This is a genomic window from Providencia sp. UF-224 (genome assembly GCF_058245955.1).
In genome coordinates this window covers 208,939-224,886 of sequence record NZ_JBSICC010000004.1, presented here as the reverse complement: position 1 = coordinate 224,886, position 15,948 = coordinate 208,939, and the positions used below count along the sequence as shown (strand labels likewise).

At 35.6% G+C, this 15,948-nt stretch carries 17 protein-coding genes; 6 read left to right on the top strand and 11 right to left on the bottom strand.

The window, feature by feature from the left end; genetic code table 11:
* Positions 1-8: 8 nt before the first annotated feature.
* From AC4IFO_RS06380 to AC4IFO_RS06340, 9 genes are all read right to left on the bottom strand, one after another.
* A complete protein-coding gene (locus AC4IFO_RS06380) occupies positions 9-1,037 on the bottom strand; it encodes a type II secretion system F family protein (RefSeq protein WP_490732793.1) in 1,029 nt (342 codons plus the stop codon).
* Complete coding sequence (locus tag AC4IFO_RS06375) at positions 1,021-2,565, bottom strand: ATPase, T2SS/T4P/T4SS family (RefSeq protein ID WP_490732791.1); 1,545 nt, start codon at positions 2,563-2,565, stop codon at positions 1,021-1,023. The genes AC4IFO_RS06380 and AC4IFO_RS06375 overlap by 17 nt, the downstream gene beginning before the upstream one ends.
* Before the next feature lies 1 nt (position 2,566).
* A complete protein-coding gene (locus tag AC4IFO_RS06370) occupies positions 2,567-3,088 on the bottom strand; it encodes a hypothetical protein (protein WP_490732789.1) in 522 nt (173 codons plus the stop codon).
* The gene (locus AC4IFO_RS06365) at positions 3,076-3,891 is read right to left on the bottom strand and encodes a hypothetical protein (protein WP_490732787.1); all 816 of its coding nucleotides are present in this window, start codon (positions 3,889-3,891) and stop codon (positions 3,076-3,078) included. Before AC4IFO_RS06365 ends, AC4IFO_RS06370 begins: the two co-directional genes overlap by 13 nt.
* 10 nt (positions 3,892-3,901) lie before the next feature.
* A complete protein-coding gene (locus tag AC4IFO_RS06360) occupies positions 3,902-4,444 on the bottom strand; it encodes a hypothetical protein (RefSeq protein ID WP_490732785.1) in 543 nt (180 codons plus the stop codon).
* A gap of 74 nt (positions 4,445-4,518) precedes the next feature.
* On the bottom strand, positions 4,519-5,919 hold the full coding sequence (locus AC4IFO_RS06355; protein ID WP_490732783.1) for a type II and III secretion system protein: 1,401 nt from the start codon (positions 5,917-5,919) through the stop codon (positions 4,519-4,521).
* Between the two features lie 15 nt (positions 5,920-5,934).
* The gene (locus tag AC4IFO_RS06350) at positions 5,935-6,378 is read right to left on the bottom strand and encodes a TcpQ domain-containing protein (protein WP_490732781.1); all 444 of its coding nucleotides are present in this window, start codon (positions 6,376-6,378) and stop codon (positions 5,935-5,937) included.
* Between the two features lie 11 nt (positions 6,379-6,389).
* Positions 6,390-8,009 (bottom strand): type II secretion system protein, encoded by a 1,620-nt coding sequence (locus AC4IFO_RS06345; RefSeq protein ID WP_490732779.1) that lies wholly within the window; start codon positions 8,007-8,009, stop codon positions 6,390-6,392.
* A 66-nt stretch (positions 8,010-8,075) separates the two neighbouring features.
* Entirely contained in the window at positions 8,076-8,804 is a 729-nt protein-coding gene (locus AC4IFO_RS06340; RefSeq protein ID WP_490732777.1) for a type IV pilus major pilin, read from the bottom strand.
* 587 nt (positions 8,805-9,391) lie between these two features.
* Here AC4IFO_RS06340 and AC4IFO_RS06335 point away from each other — a divergent pair.
* Positions 9,392-9,643, top strand: a complete 252-nt coding sequence (locus tag AC4IFO_RS06335; protein ID WP_490732775.1) for a hypothetical protein — start codon at positions 9,392-9,394, stop codon at positions 9,641-9,643.
* A 118-nt stretch (positions 9,644-9,761) separates the two neighbouring features.
* Here the strand turns inward: AC4IFO_RS06335 and AC4IFO_RS06330 are convergent, their stop codons facing one another.
* The gene (locus AC4IFO_RS06330) at positions 9,762-10,025 is read right to left on the bottom strand and encodes a YjbD family protein (protein WP_490732773.1); all 264 of its coding nucleotides are present in this window, start codon (positions 10,023-10,025) and stop codon (positions 9,762-9,764) included.
* 186 nt (positions 10,026-10,211) lie between these two features.
* On the opposite strand from AC4IFO_RS06330, the gene mnmH reads away from it, so the two are divergent.
* On the top strand, positions 10,212-11,300 hold the full coding sequence (gene mnmH / locus AC4IFO_RS06325) for a tRNA 2-selenouridine(34) synthase MnmH (protein ID WP_490732845.1): 1,089 nt from the start codon (positions 10,212-10,214) through the stop codon (positions 11,298-11,300).
* A gap of 45 nt (positions 11,301-11,345) precedes the next feature.
* On the opposite strand, the gene AC4IFO_RS06320 is transcribed toward mnmH, so the two are convergent.
* Positions 11,346-12,011, bottom strand: coding sequence for an ArsR/SmtB family transcription factor (locus AC4IFO_RS06320; protein ID WP_490732771.1), 666 nt, complete (start codon positions 12,009-12,011; stop codon positions 11,346-11,348).
* A 188-nt stretch (positions 12,012-12,199) separates the two neighbouring features.
* On the opposite strand from AC4IFO_RS06320, the gene AC4IFO_RS06315 reads away from it, so the two are divergent.
* The 4 genes from AC4IFO_RS06315 to modA all read left to right on the top strand — a co-directional run bounded on the left by AC4IFO_RS06315 (position 12,200) and on the right by modA (position 15,941).
* Entirely contained in the window at positions 12,200-12,556 is a 357-nt protein-coding gene (locus tag AC4IFO_RS06315; RefSeq protein ID WP_490732769.1) for a DsrE/DsrF/TusD sulfur relay family protein, read from the top strand.
* A 19-nt stretch (positions 12,557-12,575) separates the two neighbouring features.
* Positions 12,576-13,706 (top strand): cysteine desulfurase family protein, encoded by a 1,131-nt coding sequence (locus AC4IFO_RS06310; protein WP_490732767.1) that lies wholly within the window; start codon positions 12,576-12,578, stop codon positions 13,704-13,706.
* Positions 13,707-13,724: 18 nt separating this feature from the next.
* Positions 13,725-14,921, top strand: coding sequence for an MFS transporter (locus tag AC4IFO_RS06305; RefSeq protein WP_490732765.1), 1,197 nt, complete (start codon positions 13,725-13,727; stop codon positions 14,919-14,921).
* Between the two features lie 270 nt (positions 14,922-15,191).
* Positions 15,192-15,941, top strand: a complete 750-nt coding sequence (gene modA / locus AC4IFO_RS06300; RefSeq protein ID WP_272538413.1) for a molybdate ABC transporter substrate-binding protein — start codon at positions 15,192-15,194, stop codon at positions 15,939-15,941.
* Positions 15,942-15,948 lie beyond the last annotated feature (7 nt).

The window sequence follows — 15,948 nt, the reverse complement described above, 5'->3', positions numbered from 1 at the left end:
TATCTCCATTACATTTGTGACATTTTTGATAGCTGATCGGAAAGCGAAAATAGCGCTATAAAAACCCAAATTACACATCCGCCAAGAATTAAGGTCGAAAAAGATTTTAAAATAGCCGCTAGTTTATCCATTTTATCATTAATATTAACCTTTGATTTTTCAGATACTGAAGTTAATACCTCATGAAAAGAAGGTAATGCAGAATATAAACTAATATTCAAAAGCTCATGAACATTTAACAATCCAGTATTAAGAGCATCTCCATAATTCATACCTTTCGCCATATTTATTTGCATAATTTTAATATGGCTTTTCAACCACCGGTTTGCATTCAAATTTAATATAGTCAGTGCATCATTTATTGGTATTTTATTTTTAAGCATTCCAGATAAGCTGTTTAACACAATTGATGCATTTAATTGCTTGAACGTTGAAAATGGAATCATCTTATCAACAAATCGATCTCGTATTGTCCCTGTCAGATTGGCCATTAAAAAGCGGGTAATAACTGTCATTATGATAATAAAAACAAGCATATACATCCACAATCCATTATAGAGTGATAATCCAAAGTTATACAGTGAACTTGTTACAAAAGGCCAACGCTCTACCGGTAAAACACGCTCAAAAGCAGGAAATACTTTGAGTGCATAGCCCGTAATGACAATTAGTGATAAAATAAACATAATCATTGGGAAAGTAATTGATTTAATCACTTTCGCCATTAACTGATCTTTATACTTTATAACATCTACAATACTTGTAAAACCACTCGCTAGCGCACCACTTTTCTCTGCCGAATAAATCAAACTCAATTCATTTTTTGGCACCATGCCATCGAAAACAGAAGCTATTGATTCTTTATTTGTCATTTTATCTAAAAGAAAATTTAATTTCTTTATAAAACCTTTACCAATAACGCTACCGCCTTCATTCTTTAATTTTATAATAGAATCGTAGATAGGAAGATTAGCATTAATCATATCTGCACAAAATTGGTATAAATACAATCGTTGAGACTTAGTGAATTTTTTCAAATATCACCTCCAAATCTTCTTGTGGAATAACACCGAATTCATGATTAAACCAGTGATAACAAACTTTATTTTCTATCACGAGTAGCATTGTTTTTTCTTTTATTTGAAAACCTTCACCGATCCCTTTACCTACAAAACGTTTTTTTCGCCAATGCATATAAGCTTCTAACCAGTTATTTTTAGCAATCGCAGAAAGTTCATCTAAAGAAGGAAGCATATATTCAATCACTAATTTACGCCCACTGATGCCAGTGTTTTTACAATGCTTACAGCCATTATTGTTAATAACCGAAACTTCTTTTTGTAATTGGCCAAATACCGCTGTCTCCGTTTTTTTACAGTGTGTGCATAAAAGAGGCATTAATTTTTGGCATTGTAAGCCTGCGATAAAACCTGGTGTACACAACTTATCGCCCGCAATACCTAGCGCAGATAATCGCTGTAATAAGGTAACAATACTTCCTGCATGTACTGTGGTGAAACAGTAATGACCACTCTCAACTGCACCAGATAATGCATTAGCAGAAATTTTGTCACGAATTTCTCCTATCATAAGAACATCAGGGTCACGACGTAATGCAGATTTAATTGCTGAATGAAAACCGCCACCATCTACATCTAATACCGAGCTTTGCTTTGTCCCGTAGATATAATATTCGACAGGATCTTCGACAGTTAAAAAACAACCTTTATTGTTGAAGCGGTTTATCTGTAACCATTCCATCAATGTTTTCAATGTTGTTGATTTACCTGAACCTGTCGTACCAGCAATAAAATATGCACCATAAGGGTTGCTTAAAATTGCTTTAATATCTTCAATTTCTACGGTAGAAAGCCCTGTATTTTCCAATTTGGGGTTAGGATTAGTGTCAATCGTTGCAGGAATTATCCTTAATACACAATGATAACAATCACTACTTTCGCCAAAGATAGGAAAATGAGCATACCTAAAACGATATTTTTTACCCTGCAAGTCATAAAGAATATTCGCGCTTTGAGGCTGTTGACGGTTCCATGTTGTTTCTTTTGTTGTTGCCTCGACGTTATACAATACAAACACAAGCTCATCGCAACTATTTGATGTCATCTGTGAATAAAGAATCAAAGAACCATTAACTCTAAACTCAATTCTTGATATCACATCTCCACGGGTGATGTGTAGATCGCTCGCACCTGTATCTACCGCAATTTGTAAAAGGCTTTCAAGCTCCTTTTGTACATTGCTCGATTCAAGCAAGATATTACTATTCGTTGCTCTGGTGACATTTTCAATTATTTGATAGTACTGGGATTCAGTGCTTAACATAAACCCCGATATTTTCTTTTTATAGACTGATATTACATAATTCAAATCCATATAAGCTTTTTCGAGTTGGTCAATCTCTAGCTTATTAACAATAAGGTATTTTTGATTATTATAGTCAACAGTGATCAAGCCCTTTTCAAGCAAATCAAAGTGGCATTTCTCCAATGCTTTAACCCCATTATCAAGGTTATTTAAGTAAATAAAATCTACAGGTTGATTCATTTCATTCAACAACTCTATATTGTTGATTTTTCATGACGACACGGTAACGCATCCCATTCATTCTAAAAGGAATATTTTCTGCAATGAAGGTAACTTGTTTATTTTCAGGGTTCATCACCCCAATTTTTTTAACGCCTGCTATATGAGAAATCATAATAACTTTAGGCCTCTCAGCTGGCTTTATAGGTGCATCCATTAACTCATTAATTTTATTTTCATAAGCTTCATTTTCGGGTTCATTAGTAACTGGCTTTTCTTGAATTGAAGGCTCATTTAGAAGTTCATTAACTTCTTTAAGCTCTTTTCTAAGTTTCGCTAATGTTATTTGATTTTCAATATTTAACTTTTCAGATTCAAACTTTAAGTTGTTTTGCATTAAATCTATAATATTTTTTTGTTCAACTGATAAAGGTGTTGTTTCTGATGTAACTGGTGCTTCATTTTCTTCTTGCGTCAACTCTTCAGCAAATACAGTTTTCATACTTAAAGAAATAATCAATATAGAAAAAATTACCTTGTACATGTAAAAACTCCTGTTACTTTAATTTTGTTGCTTTCAAATTTTTCTATTGAATTAAAAATATAAAAATTAATATAAGGTTGCCTATCTAGTATGCTTTTAATTTTCGCTGGGTTTTCATCAAAAATCATTTCAAAACTTGCAAATAGTAAATTATGACTATCTATGTAATCTGAGTATTTCTCCTCTAAATTAGTGACAGAGGATGATGGCAAATCCATTAGAGTAATTTGATCATCTTGATTTTTTTTTGTGGAGTTAAATGCATAAACATAGTTGATATAATCGTTACACAGTGGTGTATTTTCTCCTGAAGAGATTATTTTATTAATCGATTCATTCGCATTGTATTTAATACTTAAATTTGAAAACTCAATGCTGTCTGGGCTTATTGTTCCTTCATAATTTTCATTAAAAAACAATTTCTCTTGTACATTATAAACTGCCCCTTGCCTTAGTTTGTATAAGAAATGACAATCTTGTGTATCACAATGAAAGCTTTCTTCAGAAAAACCACTCATTGTTAGTGCATATCGGCTAAACATGATTTGCTCAAGTATTTTTAATAAATCATGGTATTGATAGCCATTTGATTCTTTAATATAAAAATCTGAAATTTTCTTTTTTTCATTCGCAATTAATTGTAGTCTTTGTTTTTCTAAATTATCCGCCTCAACTTTTTTTTGATAGAAATGATAAATTAATCCCGAACTCATTATCAAAAAAACAATTAATGAAAGCATTATAATCATGCGCTTATTTTTCATCACGCCATGTTCACGCCACCCAGAAAGAATGTCTTTCATTTTAACAGCCTTAATATATGGATAGAATAAAGGTTAATAATGAAAACAAAAAAATACCCATCGATATTGATATGCATATTTTCATTTTCTTACTCTTGTATTTTCTTTCTTGATTTAAGTATTCCTCATAGATCGCATTAAAAATATCATCATTTATTACAGTGATATTTAATGAATCATATTCTGTGTTTTCTTTTTTACTAATTAAATATGTTAACATTCTTTCTGAAACGATAGTGTCAATAGGTGAAATAACACAATCATTTTTAATACAGATCAAATAATAGTTGATGATATTATTTTCAGATATTGGAGCATAAAAAAAACCATCACCATATAGTTCTTTAATATATAAAGCTAAAATTTCATGTACTTTAACGTGTTTAGGAAATAAAACTTCCTTCATCCCGTTTTGTGTTTGATAACGTATTTTTTTATACTTTTTTTTCATTGATTCCAGCCAAAATCGATGGCGATGCTCATCAGTTTGGTTGGAATCAACCCAAATACCATTAATCGTTAGTTTGTCTTTTAATAATTCATTTAATGTCATAACTTACTCATTAATTGAAAAATAATTATCTATACCTACGATCATAATCACCGTGGAATTTGCATCTTCACCATTTAAAATGCCAGAAAAATACCTGCTTGTTGCATGTCTGAATCACTGTCTTCATCATATTTCCCGACAATGAGCAAATCCCCAGGTTTAATTGTCGAAGTATTAAACATTTCCGTTGTAGTGAAATTCGGCAATTGCACGCCATCAAATTTTTCTATGCTTATCAAATTCTTACGAGTGAATCCGCTTGCGACTTCAATTTTACCATCTGATAATGCCCTTGGGGTAATAATAAAACTACTTCCGGTTACAATTTGATCTGTTGTTAATTGGCTTTCAGTAATATCCATATTTGCATTTTTCGTACTTGTCACCCCTGAAACATAATGTTGTGTCTTCGTTAAGTTCAGCGGTATTGGCATATTATTACGGGTAATAAAGGATCCGCTCTGCAATATTTTACTTCCCGTTAATTTATATACCGCATCTAGCTGGCTCGCTAATCGAAATTTAGCATCTTCTCCACCATGAAAATTAGAGTTCGCATTAAGTTTTCCAGTTAACTTCGATAACAAATGTTGGTTGAAACCAATTTGTGTACCACCATTATTGTAAGAAAAACCTAATTCCGCCTCGAGGTTCTTTGATTTGCCTTTATCAATGATATATATTTTATAACTCACAACAAACTGACGATTATTAGCTTGTTTATACTGTTCTAAAACCTGACTAACATGATCATACTCAGATTGTCGCCCAACAAAGGTTAAAATTGAAGAGTCTTGAAAAATATTATAAACACCCGAGGATATATATTTCTCCATCATATCCTTTACATCCTCCCAAAATGAGGATTTAAAAGATGTTGTTGATTTTCCTTTTAAACCACTTGATGATGCTGCTTCATTATTGGAGATATCTAAACTAGCCTCGTAATTATTATCCTTGCCATAATAGTCAAGGCTTATCGCGTAGTTTGTATATAAGTTAACTTCCAGTAAATTATTCTTTTTAAGCTGAATGTTTACATCATACAAATTGGATAAATAACTGATAAACTCTTTAAGATCACCTGTAAAGTTAATAGTGTAAACCGTATTTTTTAATATTTCGTCACCTGATGTTTGATTTTCGACATCACCAGGTGTACTTGCATCAATTTTATAGGTGATTTCCATTTGCTCACCCAACATTTCCATTACTGTATAAATGTTAATGGGTGAATAGGATGTTAATGAAATTTCTTTATCTAATACCTTCTTTTGTTTCTGACCATAATCCACTTCTTTTCCTAGATATGGGGTATCAAGTGACATAAAAGTATTTTGTTTACTGTCATCAATATCTTTCAACCCTGTCACGCGATCAAAAAGCTCCTTTTTATCATATTTTTCTTCAAAAAAACTGCTACAACCTTGTACTAATAATGGTAGTAGTAAAAAAAGTATTTTATTTAGTTTCATTGCTGTTTCTACTTATTAGTTATCTATAACAAGAACATTATTTTTTTCATAAAACTTTAGGTAAAAACCGGCCTTTTGATAAGATAATTGCTTTCCTAGCTTCTCCATCACTTCAATTTTGTTTTTACCATTAATTTTAATTTCATTAAATACGACGATGTCTTTTGGGCTATTCCATATAAAATCGATACCATTATACTTCGCCCAATCATCTACACTTTGGCTAAGAAGTTCATTTTTCTTTAAAACTAACTCACTAAGGTAATCTATTTCAGGAGTAATATTTTGTGTAGAATTCAATTCATCAAGTTTCTGTGTGTCGGCTTGAGGTAAACTGTCTACGGCTTTAATCTCTTTGATCGGTTTTAAATTAATCCATTCTTGCTGCTCTATATTAGAATCAGCAAAACTGGTTAATGAAAAACTACATAGAAGAATAATATATTTATATTTCATCATTTTTTGCCTTTTTAATCATATGCTGTTGTGTAATCCCCTTTGATTGAGCTACACCACTCAACTGCCATTACTGATAAAGACTTCGGATTTATATACATTTTAGATTCATTTAATGCTGGATTATTCACACCCAATGATGCGCTAATAATCCATACATTTTTACCGTTGATAAAAGAATTTCTTGACTGTAAAACAATACCAGCGGCTAAACCGACATTGGTTATCTTATTCTTACGCGTGCCAGCTTCTTTGCTTAGGTCAATATCCAAACCATTGTCATAAACAACTGGCATCATTGATGAAACAGCAACAGTGAGTCTTGGCCATAACCGAGTATTCTGTACCACAGGGCACGTTTTTAATGGGATAATTATTTTGCCATTTTCCTTTTCATCATCACCCACATAGTTTTCGTCCTTAATCATCATCTCATCATTACCTGTAAAACTGTGGTAACTCACTTCAGGTACTGTCCTATACTCTTTTATAAGTTGCCCCCCCTCATAATGACTATCTTCAATAATGACATTCGCCACTAAAGTACCGGTAGTTTCATTACCATTATTATCAGTTTCCGTTAGCATGAAATTACTTTCAGGTAAAAACTGAGCATCCGTAATTGAAAGTTTTGGATCTTGTTTTCGTAATGCTAAGCAGACTGATTTTGTTTTATTTTCCCTATCCCAGCATAAGGTTGGAGATTTTTTTTCATTATCCATATCACCGCTTGTCAAGATTAATGTATTTTCATCTTTCGCTTTTAGGCATGGGCCATATTGGTTTGTTTTTGTATTCCAACATAATTTATCTGCATTTACGGAACCATCAGCCTTTAAAAACTTCCCTGCTTTTACATTAAAACTAAAACGAATACCATACTCAAAATTTGCATTATTCAATAGTTCCGCATCCAATGCTAACTCACCAAAAAGAATATTTTTTTCATTTTTTTTAATTAACTCCCAACTTGTGTTGTTAGCTGATTTTTTCCGTTTAACAATGCTTGCCTGTGTTATATAGAGCGATTTATTTTTAAATGCCTCAGTGAAGTTATTATAAAATGATTCAATATAGAGGCCTTTCTCATCTGCTACCGGATGATACAGTAGAATAAAATCCACACGTTCGATAGTTTTTGTTAATTCATCACCAACTAAGTCTATTCTTTCTATAGAAAACTCTGGATTGTTAGTAAGTAATGAATCCAATGAACATTTTAAAAATTCCTTTTTTAATGATAAACCTAATATGCTCCCTTTACAGGATTCATCAATAAATAAATGTCTATCACTATTCGAACCAATTCCCCAATTAAACTGTTTATTATCGCTCGTTATCGCGTCTTCAATTTTATAATTTTTTGTACGTTTACTATAAGCGATATTCTTCTGGCCTTTTTGAAATAAAGGGTTACGTATAAAATTGTTATCTTCTTTCTCTAGCTCATCATTATTTATAAAATCGATAAAACGATAAATTTCATCTACAACAACATCTGCAATGTGCTGCCGATGATTGTCCTCGATTCGATTAATAATAAATCGACTTAATGGAATCATGATAACGCCAATAATACCCAAAACGACGATCACCTCGAGTAATGAATAACCTGCTATTTTATTTTTTTTCATCTTTATTTCTCTAAAGTCTCCCTAAAAATATAGGGAGACTTTTAGTTTGCTTTTACTACTGATTAATTAGCGGCTACCTAGTACTACAGCATTGGTTGAGGATTCTACACAGACGTTTGCAATATCGTCAGGCTGAATATTTTTATTACCATCCGCATCAAGCGATCTCAAAATATTTCCCTCTACTTTTACAGACATATCCCTTGCTGTTGCGTTTAAACTACTCGCGCCTGTACCTGCAATTGCAACCTCAACATAATCCCATAAATTACCTGATTGAGAGATTATCGCACGGCACTGCTCTTGACTAAGACCATTCAGCTCAATAACAAACCCACGTAAACCTTTATCTGTTTGAGTTGCAGCCGTTTTAGCACCAGAAATTGCAACAAAATTACTCGCAATATTGTTGTAAGCTTCATCCGTTGAAATTTTACCGAGTTGTACTAAACGTGCCACAATTGATTTTGCTACTGCAGGGTCTTTGATTGTATCAAATGTATAATTTGCCGATTCAGTTCCTACATTAACAGGATAGCCTGCAGCACGTTGGTATGCTTCTTTGGTAACAATTCGAACGGTATTTGTATTACTGACTAAATCAGAAATAGCACGGCTATCAAATGCACGCTGAGCCAAGATAACTACGCCTGCGGCGATGGTTCCAATAATACCCAATACAATGATAATTTCTAATAACGTCATACCCCTTTGTTTTTTTGCTTCATGATGTTTATGTATTTTTTTAAGCAGTTTCATTTTTAAGCTTTGTGTCTGTTGGTAGACTTTAAACATAGGTATTCCTCAAGAATTTAATCTTATTTAATTTGATTTATTAATTTCAATCTTTACATTACACACGAAAACTATTTTAATTAAACTAATAACTTTTTTGACTAATTAACTTCCTTATAACTGCCTCTCATCACAATAATTATTAGTTCAAATTATTTATCAGTCAATAGAATTTTATTACTGTTATTATTTCTCATTGTGAATTTAACGTTATTATCATTAACTTTATTTCAATATTGTATACACTGACTATATTAAATACATATATATTCAATACACGCCAAATATAACAAAAAAAATTAATTAGGATTATTCCTAATGTAATTAAAATCAAAAGAAATATTCTCTTACATTATTTATTTAATTTCATGCATTGCAAGCATATACAAATAAGCAATATTAATATATTTTACTCTATATTCGACTAAATAAACTTATTCAAAGTAATTATTACTTTTAAAATGCAATTTATTATTCACACATAAAATCATGTTCTATAGTTTAGTCGAACTACTACTTTTACTAATTATTATCGCTATTGCATAGCATGACATTCAAGCAAATAGCTCTGATATGAGATTATAAATATGGCATACTCTAAATTAGCTTTTACTGGTACTTCTTTTACATCAAATCATGAATCCACACTGAATCCAAAAAAAGGAAAAAAAATCAAGTCTGATGTAAAAAAAGCAAAATTAATACAAGTTCCAATGATATATATAGATGCATTTGAAAGTATCAAAAATGAAGGTTACACATCATTATCATTTTCATCTTATCTTATCGAAGCATTAAAAGAAAAAATCATCTGCGATGTTTCCAGGTTGGACTCATAAACTATATTAACTCTTATAATATAAAAAAATCGCGTATCTCATACCCCCTGAAATACGCGATTTTTTTATACTGAATTACAATGAAAATTAAATCGAACATATTATTAGTACATTTAACTTAACGATATCCCCGCCTATGATTTGTTGATGACCAACTGTATGTTGCATCACTTGGTACTAATTTATCTTTTTTTTGCTGAGCTCTAGCTTTCTTTGCTTCTTTATCAACTTCATTAGAAATTTCAGTAATAATTTCTTTTCTTACTTTTGCCTGCTCTGCATTGGTTAATTCACGTTCTAATTTTTTCCGTTCTTGTGCTAACCGAGTTCGAACACGATTTTTTTGTGTTTCGGTCATTTCTTGGATAGTTAACATTTTCATTCTACTGCCCCTTACTCATGTTTAATCACCTGAATTCAATATACCATCATTCGTTAAACCCGAATATGAAAAACTGCGTCTCCCGTCGCGACAGTCGTGTTTTTTGATTGTTCATTGGCTGCAAAAAGACAGAATTAAGCGTATAGTATGGCGCAATATCACTTAGATGAACTAACTTGTCATAATATGGAATTAACCCCCTCACCTCAAAACATTCGGCAGATACTCATTTCGGACACCCCTATTATCGATGTTCGAGCACCGATTGAATTTCAGCAAGGAGCCATGCCCTCTGCAATAAATATCCCACTAATGAATGATGAAGAACGCGCCGCCGTTGGCACGTGTTACAAGCAGCAAGGTTCTCATAAAGCGGTTGAACTTGGCCATCAATTAGTCAGAGGTGATATCAAAGACGAACGTATCGCCAGGTGGCAGGCAGCCTGCCAACAATATCCGAATGGCTTTATTTGTTGTGCTCGAGGAGGAATGCGTTCTCATATTGTGCAAGCATGGCTTAAAGAAAATGGCGTTGAGTACCCTCTTATCAATGGTGGATATAAAGCCCTTCGACAAACAACCATCGATATCATCAATGAATTTTCGATGAGACCAACCATTTTAATTGGAGGTTGTACGGGGAATGGCAAAACAACATTAGTGCATAGCCAATCTGATGGTATTGATTTAGAAGGTATTGCCCACCACCGAGGTTCATCTTTTGGCCGTACATTACAAGCACAGTTTTCCCAAGCAACTTTTGAAAATCATCTCGCTGTCGAGATGCTCAAAAAGTCTTCAAATCATACGCGTTGGGTACTTGAAGATGAAGGGCGAGCAATTGGTGCAAATAGCCTGCCTATATCATTACGTTCTCAAATGGAATCAGCGGCTATCGCTGTTATTGATGACCCTTTTGAATTACGTCTTGAACGCCTTAAAAATGAATATTTTGACCGAATGACACATGATTTTCTTGCTGCATACGGTGAAGAGAGAGGCTGGCAATTTTACAGTGAGTATTTGCATCATGGCCTGTTTGCAATTCGAAAGCGATTGGGCTCTCAACGGGCTGCTGAATTAACAGAGTTATTAGATACTGCATTAATTCACCAACAAGCGACAGGTGAAACTCAATCACATTTTTCTTGGCTTTGCCCATTACTGCATGAATATTATGACCCAATGTATCGTTATCAATTAAGCCAGAAACAAGAGCGAATTGTTTTTCAAGGTACATATCAAGAAGTTGAACAGTGGCTAAACCACCGTTAATAGACGTTGAAAGCCCACACTGTGGGCCTTTTCTCATTTAAAAATTTAAGCATTTTCTATTTGCAAACCTGCTGCTTTCCATTCAGGAAAACCTTCCTCAAGCCGCCTAATTTTAAACCCTTGGGCTGTAAGTAATTCAATGGCATCAAGTGATAACAAACAATATGGGCCGCGACAATACGCCACAATTTCCATTCCTTTAGGGAGTTGTGACAACTGCTCTGCAAGCTTCTCCACGCTAATATTTAACGCACCAGGTAGATGACCTTGGTTAAATTCGTGTTCAGGACGAACATCTAATAAAGTGACACTGCCATCCATTAATTGAGCCAGCAAATCCTCACGCGAAATCGGTGTTAGTTTGTCTCTTGCTTCAAAATAGTCTGCCATGATTTGCTTAATTTCAGCATTGTTTTGCTTACCAACAATGCCTAAAGCATTAAGGAGTTCTATCACCGAATCTTGGTTCACAATTGAGTAATAAACATGTTTTCCTTTACGCTCCGTTTCAACTAATCGCGCACGACGTAATGTTTGTAAATGACGGGAAGCGTTGGCAAATTCAATGCCACAAAGGGTAGCAAGTTCCTCAACACTTCTTTTTCCTTGTGCTAAGTACTCTAAAAGTTCTAATCGGCTTGGATGGCTGATACTTTGCGCTATTTCTGCCAAATTGGCATAAATACGCTGTTTAGGGTCGATATTGGCCATATTTTCCTCCGAAAATCCCACTTCTTTTCACCTGCCATGCTCATCTGTATTGAATTGTACCTTATCCCTTTCCCCTATACCGCAATTTTTCGTTTAACTCATTGACATAGTCAACTTCATGATCAATCATTATCGATATTGATTGAATGTTTCAATTGTTACTATAATCCAAATTCAGGTAAAATGCCATGAAAGCCTTAATAATATTAAACCGTGAGCCCTATGATGGAACCGATGTCACATGGAATGCTTTGCGTTTAGCAAAACAGTTATTATCCGATGGATGTGAAATTCGCATTTTTTTAATGAATGACTCAGTGGATCTCGCCCGTGATATCTGCATACCACCGACAGACTACGACCAAGATCTTAGCCAAAATTTAAAAGACCTAATCACCCAAGGTGCTTATGTCAAAGTGTGTGGTACTTGCCAAGCTCGCTGCGGTATTTATAAAAATGAGCCTTATTTTGCAGGGGCGCAGAAAGCAACCATGCAAGATCTCTCTACTTGGGTCATGACTAGTGATAAGTTATTAACATTCTAATTACTTAATTGGGTTAACTATGCCATCTCTCTATTTTGATTTTAATGCAAGCACACCGATTCACCCTGAAGTTCAAGCCTCAATGCAGCCGCTATTGAATTCACTGTATGGCAACCCTTCTAGCCAGCATTGGGCTAGCGATAATGCAAAATCGCGTTTGGAACATGCCCGAGCACAAGTTGCATCGCTAATAGGGGCACATACTGATGAAATTATTTTTACCAGTGGCGGAACTGAATCAAATAATCTCGCACTCAAAGGGCATTTTTTTAAGCAGTTATCACGCCATCCTAATCCACATATCATTACGCAAGTCACTGAACATCCTTCAATTTTAAGCCCTCTCGCATTCCTTGAGAAATTAGGTGCAACAGTCACTTATCTTCCTGTTGGTAAATTGGGTCGTGTGTCACCGCTAGATGTGCGTAATGCAATCACGTCTAACACGACATTCATTAGTATTATGCACGCCAACAATGAAACTGGCACTATCCAACCCATTGAGGAAATTGGTGAGATTGCTAAACAGAACAATATTTGCTTTCACACTGATGCAGCACAATCCATTGGAAAAGTCGCAATCGATGTTAATCAGCTGAATGTAGGTTTGTTAAGTATTGCTGGACACAAAGTCTATGCCCCTAAAGGGATTGGGGCTTTATATGTCCGCCGCGGCACGATGTTAGAGCCCATTAACCACGGTGCTGGGCACGAAAATGGTCTTCGTGCTGGTACGGAAAGCCTATTACTTGCCACGGCACTTGGCCTTGCATGTGAAATTGCACAAACACAAAATAAAAACGCTGACATAAAACAATTACGCGACAATTTTTGGCAGCAACTTGTTGATCTTTATGGTGATCGGGTTTTACTAAACGGCCATGAAACTCACCGTTTACCAAATACATTAAATGTGGGTTTTAAACACCAACAAGGCGCTGATCTTCTAGGTAAATTATCGGGTGTTGCTGCGTCGACAGGATCTGCCTGCCACGAAGGTCAAGCCACCCTTTCACCTGTGCTCTCGGCGATGAACGTTGATCCTAGTTATGGTCTTGGTGCTATCCGCTTTAGTCTTGGCCTTGGTGTAACCCAAGCAGACATAGACTTGGTAATTCAAAAGCTCAAACATGTTCTGCCCTCTAATTAATTTCTAAGGCCGTATTTTATGCACCCCAGAAAAATGTACCAACAAGTGTGGCTGCTAGCGAGTGCCCAAGCATTATTTCAAATTGTCTCTGTCATGGTGATGACCGTTGGAGCCCTTGCGGGAGCTCAGATGGCTTCATCCCCAACATTAGCTACATTACCCATTGCAGGTATGTTTTTGGGAACGGCCACGATGATGTTTCCCGCGTCTCTTTGGATGGCAAAAATTGGGCGGCGTAATGGCTTTTTGGTTGGTGCACTCTTAGGGATAATCGGTGGGTTAGTTGCAGCATATGGAATAATTATCCAATCATTATATGTTCTTAGCTTTGGAACAGTTTTAATTGGTGGTTACCAAGCTTTTGCGCAATTTTATCGATTTGCAGCCAGTGAAGTAGCCGATAATTTGTATCGCCCAAAAGCAATTTCGTTAGTGATGACTGGTGGCGTCGTCGCTGCGCTTTTAGGGCCTTTACTCGCCCGTTCTGGTGCCAGCTTTTTTGACGCACAATATTTAGGCACCTTTCTATTATTAGCGGTAATTTCCCTCGGTGCTATCGCCGTTTTATGCAAATTGGATATCCCAATGGCTGAGCCAAAAACGGTGGCTCACACCCCTATATCAGCTCGCTCATGGAAAACCCTCGTTTTACAACCAACCTATTTGGTCGCGGTATTTATTGGGATGACCAGCTACGGCGTAATGGTACTTGCGATGACTGCAATGCCGATTGCAATGATGAACCATCAGCATTCATTAGGTGCAACCACGACCGTAATGCAACTTCATGTATTAAGTATGTTTTTACCCTCTTTTATTACTGGTAGCCTTATCACTCGATTCGGTGTGCTTAAGATCATGTTTGCGGGTATTGCCATGTTTATTGGGCATATTCTATTTGCACTCTCTGGCGTTTCTTTTGCATCATTCGCTAGTGCATTGATTTTATTAGGAACTGGTTGGAATTTTATGTATATCAGTGGCACTGCTCTTTTGACATCAACTTACACGCCAGAAGAAAAGGCTAAAGCACAAGCAACCAATGACATGAGTATCTTTATGGTTAGCCTTGCATGTTCGTTAGCTGCTGGCGGGCTATTAGATTACCTAGGTTGGCAAACCTTAAATATCATGTTGTTGCCATGGTTAGTGTGTGCTGTTCTTGCCATTGTGTGGTTGATTTACGTTCAACGTAAAACCGCCCGCATTAATTAAATTTCTCTTGGCTTGCCAATCTTCTGCAGTTAGGTGTTAGAAGAGCGCTAATTTTAGCTTCCACTCCCTCGATAACAGGGAGTGTGAAACCTTTTCAAATTGTCTCTCCTGCAAATCAGATTTGGCTTTAAGTTCATTCGACTGATAAGCCAACGCATCATTAAATTCTCAAATAGCTTAATGAATATCAAAACTTACGCAGTTGTGCCTTGCGCAACTTAACCTGATTCTTCATTATGTGTTTTTTTATATAACGATAACGAGGTACTCATGCGCCGCCTATTACTCTCTTCTTTATTTATCTGCTTTACGTTACCCCAAGCGATGGCTGCTCAGCTACACATGTACGCAGGAGCAGGATTGCGCCCACCGATTGAAAAAGTGGTCGAAAAATTCGAAAAAGAAACAGGCAACACGGTCACTGTTGAATATGGTGGTTCGGGGCAAATTTTGACGCGCTTTGAGTTAACTCAGCAAGGGGATTTGTTTTTCCCAGGATCTGAAGATTATGTTGAAAAACTGCAAGCCAAATCTTTAGCAACTGATGCATACCCTATCGTACGCCATATCCCAGTCGTTGCCGTACGAAAAGATAAAGCCCAAGGAATAGCCAGTATTGAAGATCTCGCCAAAAGTAATTTGCGTCTAGGTATGGGCGATCCGAAAGCTATCGCTTTAGGTCGTAGTGGTGAACTGTTACTTGATGCCAGCGGTTATGGCGACCAATTACGTGATAAAGTGATAGTGCGCGCCGCAACAATTAAACATCTGTCCATGTATTTGCTCAATGGCGAAGTCGATGCCGCAATTATTGGCCGAGCGGATGCGATGAAAAACCAAGATAAACTGCTTGTGTTGCCATCCCCAGAAGGTAGCCCTGAAGAAATCGCCACTATTGCGGTACTAAGCACCAGTGCTGCGCCAAAAGAGGCTAAATTACTTGCTGAGTATTTTGCTGCGCCTGAAGGTATCAAAGCCTTTACAGACTACGGTTTTTTACCTGTTACTGCTAAAAAATAATTCTCAA